General features: G+C 64.7%; 11 protein-coding genes. 4 read left to right on the forward strand and 7 right to left on the reverse strand.

All coding sequences use genetic code 11. The features are described 5' to 3' along the window. The first annotated feature begins 28 nt into the window (after positions 1-28). Positions 29-952: an alpha/beta fold hydrolase gene (locus AC1PLA_RS15190; RefSeq protein WP_481104853.1), complete on the forward strand. Its 924-nt coding sequence runs from the start codon at positions 29-31 to the stop codon at positions 950-952. Further along, positions 949-3,423 carry an acyl-CoA dehydrogenase gene (locus AC1PLA_RS15195; RefSeq protein WP_481104854.1) on the forward strand — a complete coding sequence of 825 codons (2,475 nt, stop codon included), beginning with the start codon at positions 949-951 and terminating at the stop codon, positions 3,421-3,423. Before AC1PLA_RS15190 ends, AC1PLA_RS15195 begins: the two co-directional genes overlap by 4 nt. A gap of 246 nt (positions 3,424-3,669) precedes the next feature. On the opposite strand, the gene AC1PLA_RS15200 is transcribed toward AC1PLA_RS15195, so the two are convergent. Then, positions 3,670-4,023 (reverse strand): DUF1304 domain-containing protein, encoded by a 354-nt coding sequence (locus tag AC1PLA_RS15200; RefSeq protein WP_481104855.1) that lies wholly within the window; start codon positions 4,021-4,023, stop codon positions 3,670-3,672. 942 nt (positions 4,024-4,965) lie between these two features. Next, the gene (locus AC1PLA_RS15205; protein WP_481104856.1) at positions 4,966-6,327 is read right to left on the reverse strand and encodes an NTP/NDP exchange transporter; all 1,362 of its coding nucleotides are present in this window, start codon (positions 6,325-6,327) and stop codon (positions 4,966-4,968) included. A 333-nt stretch (positions 6,328-6,660) separates the two neighbouring features. Here AC1PLA_RS15205 and AC1PLA_RS15210 point away from each other — a divergent pair, with 333 nt between their 5' ends. Then, positions 6,661-8,040, forward strand: coding sequence for a serine hydrolase domain-containing protein (locus AC1PLA_RS15210; RefSeq protein ID WP_481104857.1), 1,380 nt, complete (start codon positions 6,661-6,663; stop codon positions 8,038-8,040). A gap of 590 nt (positions 8,041-8,630) precedes the next feature. Here AC1PLA_RS15210 and AC1PLA_RS15215 read toward each other — a convergent pair. Then, positions 8,631-9,110 carry a hypothetical protein gene (locus AC1PLA_RS15215; protein ID WP_039519650.1) on the reverse strand — a complete coding sequence of 160 codons (480 nt, stop codon included), beginning with the start codon at positions 9,108-9,110 and terminating at the stop codon, positions 8,631-8,633. Between the two features lie 214 nt (positions 9,111-9,324). On the opposite strand from AC1PLA_RS15215, the gene AC1PLA_RS15220 reads away from it, so the two are divergent. Then, on the forward strand, positions 9,325-9,624 hold the full coding sequence (locus tag AC1PLA_RS15220) for a hypothetical protein (protein WP_481104858.1): 300 nt from the start codon (positions 9,325-9,327) through the stop codon (positions 9,622-9,624). 498 nt (positions 9,625-10,122) lie between these two features. On the opposite strand, the gene gcvH is transcribed toward AC1PLA_RS15220, so the two are convergent. From gcvH to AC1PLA_RS15240, 4 genes are all read right to left on the reverse strand, one after another. Next, complete coding sequence (gene gcvH / locus AC1PLA_RS15225; RefSeq protein WP_016902771.1) at positions 10,123-10,518, reverse strand: glycine cleavage system protein GcvH; 396 nt, start codon at positions 10,516-10,518, stop codon at positions 10,123-10,125. A gap of 145 nt (positions 10,519-10,663) precedes the next feature. After that, on the reverse strand, positions 10,664-11,773 hold the full coding sequence (gene gcvT, locus AC1PLA_RS15230) for a glycine cleavage system aminomethyltransferase GcvT (RefSeq protein ID WP_481104859.1): 1,110 nt from the start codon (positions 11,771-11,773) through the stop codon (positions 10,664-10,666). Positions 11,774-11,938: 165 nt separating this feature from the next. Then, entirely contained in the window at positions 11,939-12,373 is a 435-nt protein-coding gene (locus AC1PLA_RS15235; protein WP_039526063.1) for an NfeD family protein, read from the reverse strand. Positions 12,374-12,376: 3 nt separating this feature from the next. Then, positions 12,377-13,342: an SPFH domain-containing protein gene (locus AC1PLA_RS15240; protein WP_024939263.1), complete on the reverse strand. Its 966-nt coding sequence runs from the start codon at positions 13,340-13,342 to the stop codon at positions 12,377-12,379. Positions 13,343-13,469 lie beyond the last annotated feature (127 nt).

A 13,469-nucleotide genomic window follows, 5' to 3' on the forward strand; every position in this document is an offset into this window, starting at 1 on the left:
CGACCCAGGCAGGTCCATACTATGAGGTATGGTCACCTCTTCTCCTAGCCTCGCCCATCGTGCGTCCACCACGCGCATCGACGCTGGCGAGACATCGCTTGCGGTGTCGGTGCGGGGCACGGACCACGCGCCGACGGTGCTGCTGGCGCACGGGTTTGGACAAACCCGACATGCATGGGAAAGCACTGCGGCACGACTGGCCGACGCCGGCTACCGGACGCTGGCCTACGATGCCCGCGGTCATGGCGATTCCGGTTTCAACGACGCATACCTGCCCTACTCGGCCACGCAGTTCACCGATGACCTGATCGTGCTGGCAGGCGAGCAGGCCGAGCCGCCGGTGCTGGTTGCCGCATCGATGGGCGGCTTGTTCGGCCTGCTTGCCGAGGCGCGCTGGCCAGGCCTGTTTCGCGCGATCGTGCTGGTCGACATCACGCCGCGCTGGGATACCGCGGGTGTGGAGCGCATTCTGCGTTTCATGACCGCGCATCCGGATGGCTTCGCATCGCTGGATGCCGCCGCCGATGCGATTGCCGCCTATTTGCCGCAGCGCCCGCGCAAGACGGCCGAGCAGTTGCAGGCCTTGCTGAGGCAGCGCGCAGACGGGCGCTGGCACTGGCACTGGGATCCGCGGCTGGTCGATGAACTGGCAGGACAGGATCCGCACGCACAGCAGCAGACCTTGCTGGACGCCGCCGCGCGGGTACGTTGCCCGATGTTGCTGATCAGCGGCGGGCGTAGCGATCTGGTCACGCCGGACAATATCAACGAATTCCTGTCGATCGCCCCGCATGCGCAGCATGTGCATCTGCCCGATGCCACGCACATGCTGGCCGGCGACGACAACACCACGTTTACCGCAACCGTGTTGCATTATCTGGACGCACTGCCCCCGGTTGGCACCATCGCAGCGTCCAACATTACCGAGCATGTCACTGGAGCAAGACCATGAGCATCGTTGCACCGTTCCTCCTCGTCATCCTGGCGGCGGGCATCGCTGCCTATCACCGCATGCGCCTTGCCACCTGGGTCGCGCTGAGCGCCTGTGTGCTGGTGGCCTGCTGGTTGCTGGGTGCCAATCTCACCGCAACCATCGTCGCTGCCGTGCTGGTGGTGCTGGTTTCCGCGCCGGTGCTGTTGCCGTTCCTGCGCAAGCCGTTGCTGACCACGCCGCTGATGGGCTTTTTCCGCAAGGTGCTGCCGCCGCTGTCGCAGACCGAACGCATCGCGCTGGAAACCGGCTCGGTGGGCTTTGAAGGCGAACTGTTCACCGGCGACCCGGATTGGCAGAAGCTGCTCAACTATCCCAAGCCGCAACTGAGTGCCGAAGAACAGGCCTTCCTGGACGGCCCGGTCGAAGAGCTGTGCAGGATGGTCAACGACTGGGAGATCACCCATGTCCACGCCGACCTGCCGCCGGAGCTGTGGGAATACATCAAGAAGAACAAGTTCTTCGGCATGATCATTCCCAAGCAGTACGGCGGCCTGGGCTTCAGCGCGCTGGCGCATCACAAGGTGATCCAGAAGCTGTCCTCGATCTCCAGCGTGGTCAGCTCCACCGTCGGCGTGCCCAACTCGCTCGGGCCGGGCGAGCTGCTGCTGCATTACGGTACGCCGGAACAGAAAGACTATTACCTGCCGCGCTTGGCGGTCGGCGCCGAGGTGCCATGTTTCGGTCTGACCGGCCCGTTTGCTGGCTCCGATGCCACCTCGATCCCCGACTACGGCATCGTCTGCAAGGGCGAGTGGAATGGCGCCAACGTGCTCGGCGTCAAGCTCACCTTCGACAAGCGCTACATCACCTTGGCACCGGTGGCCTCGCTGATCGGCCTGGCGTTCCGCGCCTACGATCCGGATGGGCTGATCGGCGACAAGAAGGACATCGGCATCACCCTGGCGCTGTTGCCGCGCGAGACCCCGGGCGTGGAAATCGGCCGTCGCCATTTCCCGCTCAATTCGCCATTCCAGAATGGCCCGATTCATGGCGAGGAAGTGTTCATCCCGCTGAGCCAGCTGATCGGTGGCGTGGAGATGGTCGGCAAGGGCTGGAACATGCTCAACGAGTGCCTGGCGGTGGGCCGCTCGATCACCCTGCCCTCCACGGCCAGCGGCGGCGGCAAGTACGCCGCCGTGGTCACCGGCGCATATGCGCGTATTCGCAAGCAGTTCGGCCTGTCGATCGGCCGCTTCGAGGGCGTGGAAGAAGCGCTCGCGCGGATCGGCGGCAAGGCGTATGCGATCAGTGCGTTGTCGCAGGCCACCGCTGCGGCGGTGGACCGTGGCGATGTGCCGTCGGTGCCGTCGGCGATCGCCAAGTACCACTGCACCACCATGGGCCGCGAAGTGGTCAGCGACATGATGGATGTGATCGGCGGCAAGGGCATCATCCTGGGGCCGCGCAACTTTGCCGGCCGTGCCTGGCAGGCTGCGCCGATCGGCGTGACCGTGGAAGGCGCCAACATCATGACCCGCAGCCTGCTGATCTTCGGGCAGGGCGCAATCCTGTGCCATCCGTGGGTGATGAAGGAAATGCAGGCGGCGCAGGATCCGGATACGCGTCGTGGTCTGGAAGAGTTCGACCAGAGCCTGTTCGGGCATATCCGCTTCGGCATCTCCAACGCAGTGCGCTCGTTCTGGTTCGGTCTGACCGGTGCGCGCATCGGTGCAGCGCCGGGCGATGCGTATACGCGGCGCTTCTTCCGCAAGCTGGATCGTTATTCCGCCAACCTGGCGCTGATGGCCGACGTGTCGATGCTGATGCTCGGCGGCAAGCTCAAGTTCAAGGAATCGCTGTCCGGCCGTCTGGGCGATGTGCTGAGCCACATCTACCTGACCAGCGCGATGCTCAAGCGCTATCACGACGAAGGCGCGCCGGCGACCGATCAGCCACTGTTGGCCTGGGCGTTCCATGACAGCGTGCACAAGATCGAAACCGCACTGTCCGCGGCGCTGCGCAACTTCCCGATCCGTCCGGTGGGCTGGTTGATGTGGGTGCTGATCTTCCCGCTGGGCCGTCGTGCCGAAGCACCGGGTGACCGCCTGGGACACCGCGTGGCATCGATCCTGATGACGCCGAACGAAGCGCGCGACCGTCTGGGCCAGGGCGTGTTCCTGACCCCGTGCGCCAACAATCCCGGCGGACGTATCGCCAGCTACCTGGCCAAGGCCGTGCTGGCCGAGCCGGTGGAGCGCAAGTTCCTCAAGGCGCTCAAGACCAAGGGCATCGAAGCGCTGGATTTCACCGCCCAGCTGGACGAAGCCGTAGCCGAAGGCGTGATCACAGGCGACGAGCGCAGGCAGCTGGAAGAGTTGCGCGAGATCATGATGGACACCATCGCCGTCGACGACTTCGACCCGCACGAGCTGCGCGCGGCCAGCTACTACGACAGGCCGCAGGCCCAGCAACCGCGCGAAGCGGCGTAAGTCTCAGGCCGAGGTGACAGCAGACAACGGCGGGCTTCGGCCCGCCGTTGTCGTTTGTGGAGATTGGCTATTGTGGAGACCGACCATCTCGCAGTTGCATTGCCTGCCGCCGTCACCTTCGACCAGTTCGCAACAACTGCAATTCCAGCGAGCCGCCTGATAGGAGCGGGCTTGCCCGCGATGAAGCTCCACCGGTAACGCCTCATCGCGGGCAGGCCCGCTCCTACAGAAAGCGAGCAAACCGCCTCAGCGTGGCAACCACAGCAACGCCAGGGCAATCAGCGCGGGCAAGGCCTGCACGAAAAATATGCGGCGGTTGACGCTGTAGGCGCCGTAGCAACCTGCCACTACAACACAGCCCAGAAAAAAGCTCAGCACATCTGTGCGGGCCTGCAACGCGCCCCAAAACAGGCCTGCCGCCAGGAAACCGTTGTAAAGGCCCTGATTGGCCGCCAGCACGCGCGTGGCCTGCGCATTCTCGAGGGTATTGCGGAAGGTCTTCAGGCCCAGCGGCCGCGTCCACAGCACCATCTCCAAGACCAGGATGTAGACGTGCAACAGAGCGACGCACAGGCCGGCAACGATGGCGAACAGGGACATGGCAGATCGGCGTGGTGGATGTGGCGGCCAGCATAGCGGTGATTGCTGCCCTGCTGTTCAGAGCAGACGATGGAACCCGACGCGCCGGCGAGGCATGGGAGATGTGCAGGACCTGCATGCACGATCGGAGCGTCGCGATTGCGAACATCGGCGGCGTGTCCTGCGATGGTTATTGCGCGGGCACAGGTGCTGCAGCCAAGTTGCAGATCAAGCGCTCTACACCTGAGTCTATCTGCTCGCCACGCTCGTCCAAAGGCAAACGCGGCTAGTTCAAACAGCGGCATCGCTTAGGTGCAGCCCAACGCCAAGGTCAAAAGCTCAGTCAGTCGAGCACGCAGTGCCTTCTCCGGTTGCGGGACACGCCGTTCATGCCCTACTTGCCTGTGCACATCGACCATCTCGACCGGTCCTTGCCCGCTCACTGTCGCGGGACCTTACGCGGCATGGATGCCGCGTAAGAGCCTGCACGGACGTACTTGCGGCGTGTCCCGCGACGGTGGGCGGACAAGGGCCCTACAGCAAGCTCACAGCGTAGAAGGCGCGGCGAGGACACCGCACCGGCTGCGGCCGTTTTGTTGAATACCATGCACACCGACTAGCTCGACCGGTCCTTGCCCGCCCACCGTCGCGGGACCTTACGCGGCATGGATGCCGCGTAAGAGCCTACAAGGACGTACTTGCGGCGTGTCCCGCGATGGTGGGCGGGCAAGGGCCCTGCAGCAAACACACAGCGTCGAGGGCGCGGCGAGGACGCCGCACCGGCTGCGGCTGTTTTGTTGAACACCGTGCACACCGATATCTCGACAGGTCCTTGCCCGCCCCTCGTCGCGGGACCTTATGCGGCATTGGTGCCGCATAAGAGCCTACTGGGACCTACCTGCGGCGTGTCCCGCGAGGATGGGCGAGCAAGAGCCCTGCAACCAGGCCACTTGTTGACCGCTCCTAGTCGGAGACCTGATTGCCCGTCTCCGCATCGCGCTCTGGGGGCAATTTGCGCGCCTCGCGGAGCAGGCCGAACGCGCCAAGGGTCATGCCCGATGCCACCAGCAGACCGACGCCGAACACTGCGCTGGAGCCGAATGCCGACACCAGCTTGTGCACCCAGACGAAGGTGAGATCGCCACCGCGGTAGATCACCGTGTCGATCGCCGCGCCGGCCTTGTAACGCCATTCCCGATCCACCCGCGTGTACAAGGTCTCGCGCGCCGGCTTGGCCAGTGCGAACTCGCTGGAGCGGGTGATCACCTGCACGATCGCAAGCATCATCGGCAGCGGCGAGGCCGTCAGCACCGCATAGCCCAGCGTGATCGCCACGCCCGGAATCAACAGCGCCGGTGCGATACCGAAACGCGACAGCAGCGCGCGCGTCACCAGCAGCTGCAACACCAGGGTCAGCGCGTTGATCGCCAGGTCGATGCTGGCGTAATAGGCGGTAGCCGCCGCTGCGTCCGTGTAGAGACGACGTACCAGCGCTGCCTGCTCGTTGTAGAGCAAGGTGCCGACGCCCACGCCGAACAGCACCATGAAGGCCAGCCAGCGCAGCAACGGCTCGCGCACGATCAGCTTGAGCCCGCCCAGCACATCGCCGCCCATCGGCACCTCGCCGGAGCCCAGCTGTCGCTCCTGCTCGCGCGCCACCGCCCACAGGCGCAGACGCAGCACGCAGACCACGCACACCGTCAGGAACCCGGCCGACACCAGCATCAGATGTGCGATACCGATGCGCTCGACCAGTGTGCGGGTGAGGATCGGACCGAGAAACGCGCCCAGCGTGCCGGCCGCACCGATGTAACCGTAGTAATTGCGCGCTTCGGCATTGCTGAAGACGTCGGCCATGAAGCTCCAGAACACCGCCACCGCAAACAGGTTGAAGACGGTCACCCACAGGAAGAACGCCATGCCGCGCCCGGGCACGCCGCTGTCGAACAACACGTAGAACAGCAACAGGGTCGCGATGAAGAAGCCATATACCGCCGGCAGGAACACCCGGCGCGGGTAGCGGCTGACCAGCGCGCCGTAGACCGGCTGCAGCAACACCATGATCAGGAAGGTGCAGGTAAACAGCACCTGCAGGGTGAAGTCCTTGAGCGGCACGCCATGCGCGGCGAAGAAGGCGGTCATGCCGGTGGGGAAGATCGCTTCCACATCCGCCGACGCACTCATCGCCTCGCGCACCGGGCGCAGCACGTAGTAGCCGCTGAGCAAGCAGAAGAAATACAGGAACGACCACGCCAGCGGCGGCGAGCTGCGCAATGCCACGCTCAGACGGCCAGCCGCAGAGCGCGGCGGAGAGGGGCTGGTCATCAGGTAAGGCTCGCTCGCATCAACGGGCGCGACAGCAGGGACATGGCAGCGGCAACACCCGCGAAACAAGCGCGCAAGTTAGCCGATGCCGCGCTGCACCACCAGCAGCAGCGGGCGGCACGCACTATATCGATGGCGTGCGGCTACGGCACGCTGCTTGCAGCTGTCTCTGCACAGACTCCGGGTGGCGCTGGAAAGGCCCCGCGCAGGTCGATTTATGAACCTAAAATCATCAATAGGATCAATATGATGCCCATTCATCTTCCGGCAGTTTGTGCTATTGCGAAGCGCGGCGCTAGAATCGCCGGAGGCAGTGGAACAGGCGGGACAACCATGACTCAAATGCGCAGGCGCCGACGGTTCCGACCGTTGGCCATCGGGCTGCTCGGGGCGTTATTGCCTCTGGCCCTCTCTTCCACCGCGCAGACACCTGCGCCGGCTGCTTCTGCGCTGCAGCCGGCTACCGTCGTGCAGTCGCCCACCGCTCCGCTGCAATACCGTGCGTCGCTCCCGGCCAGCCAGGTGCTGGCCCCGGCCGCCGGGTTCGATGTGGCTGCGTTCGAATCGATGGCCAACCAGCTGACCTACGGCAATCGCCTGCCCGGCATGGCGATGGCGATCGTGCAGGGCGGCAAGGTGCTGAGCGCGCGCGGCTATGGCGTCACCGACGTCAATCACCCGCAGCCGGTCGACGCGCATACCGTGTTCCGTCTGGCATCGCTGTCCAAGGCCTTCGCCGGCACCATGACCGGGTTGCTGGTCAACGACGGCGTGCTGCGTTGGGACAGCAAGGTGGTGGACTACGTGCCCGGCTTCCAGCTCAGCAATAACGTCGCCACCCGGCAGCTCACCGTCGCCGAGGTGCTCAGCCACCGCGTCGGGCTGACCCGCAATGCCTACGACAACGATATCGAATCCAACGTCGACTATTACTCGCTCAGTCACAAGCTTGCCGCCGCGCCGTTGCGCTGCGCGCCCGGCGATTGCTATGCGTACCAGAACGTCGCCTTCAGCCTGGTCGGCGATGTGGTGTTTGCTGCGTCGGGCAGCTTCTACGAGCAGTCGGTGGAGCGCCGCATCTTCAAGCCGCTGGGCATGAACGATGCGAGCATGGGTCTGGCCGGTATCCAGGCCAGCCCGCGCTGGGCGCGCCCGCACGTGCGCAGCCGCAATGGCTGGGTGTCGCTGACGCCCAAGCCGACCTACTACCGTCTGGCTCCCGCTGCCGGTGTCAATGCCAGCGCCAGCGACATGGCGCAGTGGCTGCTCGCGCACACCGGCCACCGCACCGACGTGCTGCCTGCGCCGCTGCTGGCGACGCTGCACGCGCCGCTGATCTCCACGCCTGGGGAGATGCGCTCGGGCTGGCGCCACGAGCGTGTGGACGCTGCCAGCTACGCGCTGGGCTGGCGCGTGTTCGATTACGCCGGCCATCAGGTCGTCTTCCATGCCGGCGCGGTGCAGGGTTATCGCGGCCTGGTCGCGCTGCTGCCCGAGCGCGACCTCGGCATCGCGATCATGTGGAACGGCGAAAGCGGCCTGCCTTCCGGCATGCTGCCGACCATTCTGGATCGTGCGCTGGGTCTGCCCGCCAAGCGTTGGCTGGATATCGATGTGGATGGCGACTTCGGCAGCGAGAACATGCTGGCCGAGCGTCCCGATCCTGCCGGCAAGGGTGCCTCGTCGGGCAAGTCGGTGGCATCGCCGCGCTGAGTTGGCGTTGCTGCGACCTCGCACACAGGCGGCTTCGGCCGCCTGTGTCGTTTCTGGCATGCAGGATCGAATCGGGCGTGCCGACATCGGTGGCCGGGAGCCGGGCATCGCTCCATGGTCATGCGATGACGATCATGGCAGGCGCAGGTCTGAGTCAGCTTGCAGAGTGCGTGCGTAAGACCTGACCGAACAGCGGACGGGTGGCCCGCCCCATGATGCGGCCCAATGCATTCCCTCCCTGGCACGACCAACACATTGCACCGCTACGCCAATCGATGGCGGCACTACCGATCGGGACAAAGGATGGCCAGTTTGGGCGGGCGGAGGAGCGGCCCAGCCCACCAACAGGGTTGGACCGGCGAAAACGAGTGGCGGGTGGCAAGCGACGATAGTGCGGCGATAGCCACAACGTCCCGGCCTGACATCCCGTCACGCACAGCGCAACGCATCCGGCGGCGATAGCCTCGGCTGCCTGCGTGCGACCGGGACTTCCTTGATCACGGACGTCCTGGGCCCACCAATAAAAAAGCTCCCTCCCCGCTGGGCGTCGGGGAGAGAGCTCGATGTTTACGGCGATCGGGTGGTGCGGATCAGATCAGCGGCGCCGGGGTTGCGGGCAGCGCGACCGGAGCGGCCTTCTTCTTGCGAACGGCCGGCTTCTTCTTGGCGACCTTCTTCACAGCAGGCTTCTTGGCGGCAGTCTTCTTGGTCGCGGACTTCTTGGTCGCCTTCTTGGCAACTGCCTTCTTCGCGGTCTTCTTTACTGCCTTCTTGGCGGTCTTCTTGACAGCCTTCTTGGCGGCAGTCTTCTTGGTCGCCTTCTTCGCAGTCTTCTTCACTGCCTTCTTGGCGGCAGTCTTCTTGGTTGCCTTCTTTGCAGTCTTCTTCACTGCCTTCTTGGCGGTTGCCTTCTTTGCAGTCTTCTTGACGGCCTTCTTGGCAGCAGTCTTCTTCACTGCCTTCTTGGCGGTTGCCTTTTTGGCGACCTTCTTGACTGCCTTCTTGGCGGCAGTCTTCTTCACTGCCTTCTTGGCAGTGGGTTTCTTTTTCGCAGCTTTTGCAGTGGCCATGTAATTGGCTCCTCGTCAGTGAACTATGGAGGTGAAACGCCCAGTTGAAGCAAACCCCGCAACGGCACGCCGTCGTCGGGAACCGTCCGCAGGTAATGCGCGACGGGACGGATACAGAAACACCCGCATCGAACAGCGACGCGGGTGCGTGATCGGAGCGACTGCTGCTTTTTCGGAGAGAAGCGGACCCAACTCCACCGTGGATAGCGCTTCGGTGGACATCGGGAACAAGCGTGTCGGCTTGATGTCGATTCTGCTCACTCTCTTTCGCAGCAACGTCTGCTGGGCGAAACCTAATCACGCTTTTTTTTACTGTCAACACTCTTTTGCATTTTTTTTTCAACGCCTCGTCGCGATGCGTCCCGTCGAGCGGGTCCAAAGACGCCGTGCGATGGCGCGCGTCGCTGCCCTTGGCATGCAGCGGCGCAACGACGTTTTCAAAAAAGCACTTCTTTTGTGCTGTTTTTTTTTAGCGATGCAGACATGCACGCTGTTGCCCACTGCAGCGACGTAGCAGCGCACGCCTGCTTGCCGCAGTGCGCGCCGCCTGTCCGCCAGCTGAAAATTTTTTATCGACCAAGCTTGCCTGAGGCCTCGCACAAGCAAAAATGCGCAAACTTATTGCGCAGTTTTCGACCCATGCGTGCATCCGCATGCGCTGCCAACGGCATGCGTTGCGCACCGTGTGCGAGGTTGGATGCAGGCGACGCTGCAAACATTTTTCACCGGCTGCACGCCATCTCCTCACGACCGGCTCACGCCAGAAATCCGACACCGCGACAGTCGCGTCGCGTTCGACGATGTCGCGCGCGCATGCCGCTGGCGAGTGCACGGTCGTCGAACATCGGCAAAGGCTTCGACTGCGAGCGACAGCCGGCACCGGTCGGGCGCGCGCAGATCGACAGCACGCACGCCATCGGCAGGCGGGATCGGCGCGCGGCCATCGCCACGCAGACAAAAAAATGGCCGCTCCAAAGAGCGGCCATCCGGGTGTGCGACGGGCGAGGCGCGGTCAGTGCGCTTCGTCTTCCAGCAGCTCGGCGTAGTCGTCCGGCGACAGCAGGTCGTTGAGCTCTTCCTTGTCGTCGAGTTCGACCACGAAGATCCAGCCTTCGCCGTAGGCGTCTTCGTTGATGGTCTCCGGCTTGTCGCTGAGTGCGCTGTTGACCTCGACGACGGTGCCGCTGACCGGGCTGTAGACGTCAGAGGCGGCCTTGACCGACTCCACCACCGCCGCGCCGTTGCCAACCTGCACGGTGTCGCCGACGCCGGGCAGTTCGACGTAGACCAAGTCGCCCAGCAAGCCCTGCGCGTGGTCGGAGATGCCGACGGTCACGCGGCCGCTGCTTTCGACGCGGGCCCACTCGTGGGATTTGAGGAACTTGAGGTCGCCAGGGATCTCGCTCATGGGTGTGCTCCGGGGAAACTGATGGGTTGGGGACAGGTGGCTAGTTTAGACCGCACGACAAGACAGGTGCACGCGCGTGTCGGCCGGTGGGTGGCGATGGATGTTGCACGCTGCCAGACGTTTGCACGCCCGGCAGAGGTCTGACTCATTCGCCGAGGACGCCGGGCTGCGCCTGGCCGTCGCGCACGAACGGAAACTTCACCGCGCGCAACGGCACCTGCTTGCCACGGATGTCCACGCGCAGCGCGTCGATGCTGCCGGCCGGCACGCGCGCAAACGCGATCGCCTTGCCGAGCGTGGGCGAGAAGGTGCCGGACAGGATCTCGCCTTCGCCGCTGGCGCTGAGCACGGTCTGGCCATGCCGCAGCACGCCCTTCTCGTCCATCACCACACCGATCAGCTGACGCGGTGCGCCCTGCGCCTTTTGCGACTCGAGCACGGCGCGACCGATGAAGTCGCGGCCGTCGTCCAGGGCGATCGTCCAGGCCAGCGCGGCCTCGTACGGACTGACCGTGTCGTCCATGTCCTGGCCGTAGAGATTCATGCCGGCCTCCAGACGCAAGGTGTCGCGTGCGCCCAGGCCGGCCGGCTTGACGCCCTGCGCGAGCAGCGCGTTCCAGAACGCCACCGCTGCCTCCTGCGGCAACACAATTTCGAAACCGTCTTCGCCGGTGTAGCCGGTGCGCGCAAGGAACAGCTCCACGCCATCGCGCGAACGCGTCTGCAGCGCAGCGAAACGGCCGAGCTTGCTCGCCGCTACGGTATCGGCCGGATCCACCAGTTCGATCACCTTGGCGCGCGCGTTGGGGCCTTGCACGGCGATCATCGCAAAGTCGCTGCGCTCTTCCACGCGCACCTGGAAGGCTGCGGCCTGTTCGCCGATCCACTGCAGGTCCTTTTCGCGGGTGGCGGCGTTGACCACCAGGCGGAAGAAGTCCTCGCGCAGGAAGTAGACGATCAGATCGTCGATCACCCCGCCCTGCGGATTGAGCATGCAGGTGTACAGCGCCTTGCCGGAGACCTTGAGCTTGTCCACCGAGTTGGCCAGCAGGTAGCGCAGGAACTCGCGCACGCGCGGACCGTGCAGGTCGACCACGGTCATGTGGCTGACATCAAACATGCCGGCGTCGCGACGCACCTGGTGGTGCTCGTCCAGCTGCGAGCCGTAATGGATCGGCATGTCCCAACCGCCGAAGTCGACCATCTTGGCGCCGAGCGCACGATGGGTGTCGTTGAGGATGGTCTTCTGGGTCATGCGCACCGGTCCAAGGGAAAGAGGACCATTATCGCCGCCCGGCCGTGCTTGGGGGAAACGGCGCAGGCGATGCGGCAGCGCGCCGCCGACCGCTGGACCTGGCCGCGCCCTATCGCGCCGCGCTGCAGCATCGCTGCATGGGCACGACGCGCGTGCCCTGCCCGATCAACCGGCCGCCTGCACCTGCAAGGTCATGCCATCGACACCGACGATGCGCACGGGCGTGCCGGCCGGAAGGTCCGGGCCGCTGACCACCCAGAACGCGTCGTCGACCTTGGCACGGCCGCGTCCCTCGTGGATTGCCTGGTCGAGCACCACGCAACGGCCGATCAACTGCTCGGCACGTCGGTTGAGCAGGGGCCGATCGCTCTGCCGGCCCTTGCCGCGAAACCAGCTGCGATACACCTGCACCGAGACGAAACTCAGCAGCACGAAGGCAACGATCTGCAGCAGCAGCGACATGCCCGGCAACGCGAGCACCAGCACGCACACCGCTGCGGCGGCAATGCCCATCCACAGCAGGAACGCGCCGGGCACCAGCGTCTCGGCAGCAATCAACAGCAACGCCAGCACCGCCCAGGCCACCACGTCCCAACGCATGGCTCAGCCTCCCACGCGCGGGGGCATCGGCGGCACGCGCACATGGCTCGCGTCGGGTTTGTTCAGCGCTTCCTTTGCCAGCTCGGCGATGCCGGCGATCGAGCCGATGACGCCGCTGGATTCCATCGGCATCAGCACGAACTTCTGATTGGGCGCGGTGGCCAGCGCCTTGAACGCCTCCACATACTTCTGCGCGACGAAATAGTTGATCGCCTGCACGCTGCCATTGGCGATCGCATCGGAGACCATCTGGGTGGCCTTGGCTTCGGCCTCGGCCAGACGCTCGCGCGCCTCGGCGTCGCGGAAGGCGGCTTCCTTGCGGCCTTCGGCCTCGAGCACGGCGGCCTGCTTCTCGCCTTCGGCGCGCAGGATTTCCGACTGGCGCGAGCCCTCGGCCTCGAGGATCTGCGCGCGCTTCTCGCGCTCGGCCTTCATCTGCCGCGCCATCGAGTCGATCAGGTCGCGCGGCGGCTGGATGTCGCGGATCTCGATGCGGGTGACCTTGATGCCCCAGGGATTGGTGGCCTGGTCGACCACGCTGAGCAGCTGCGCATTGATGGTCTCGCGCTGGCTCAGCGATTCGTCCAGATCCATCGAGCCGATCACGGTGCGGATGTTGGTCTGCACCAGCGCGATCGAGGCGATCTCCAGGTTGGAGACCTCATAGGCGGCCTTGGCGGCATCGAGCACCTGGAAGAACACCACGCCATCCACGCGCACCACCGCGTTGTCCTTGGTGATGACGTCCTGGCTGGGCACGTCGAGCACCTGCTCCATCATGTTGATCTTGCGCCCCACGCCGTAGACCACCGGCACCAGAAAGTGCAGACCCGGACTCATGGTGTGGGTGTAGCGGCCGAAGCGCTCCACCGTCCACTGAAAGCCCTGCGGCACCATGCGCACGGTCTTGAACAACACGATGACGCCAGCGACCAGAACGGCGATGGCCAAGAAAGAAGTCGGAAACATGAGCAGCCCCTTGCGATGACGAATCGATCCTTGGCTTGAGTATGCCCTAGCGCCACCTGTCCCCACTGCGCGCCCTAGCTTCGGCAACGGCGGTCACGACCCTGCATGCGGCGCTGTGGCTGACCAC

The sequence above is a fragment of the Xanthomonas sp. NCPPB 1826 genome (assembly GCF_056725285.1).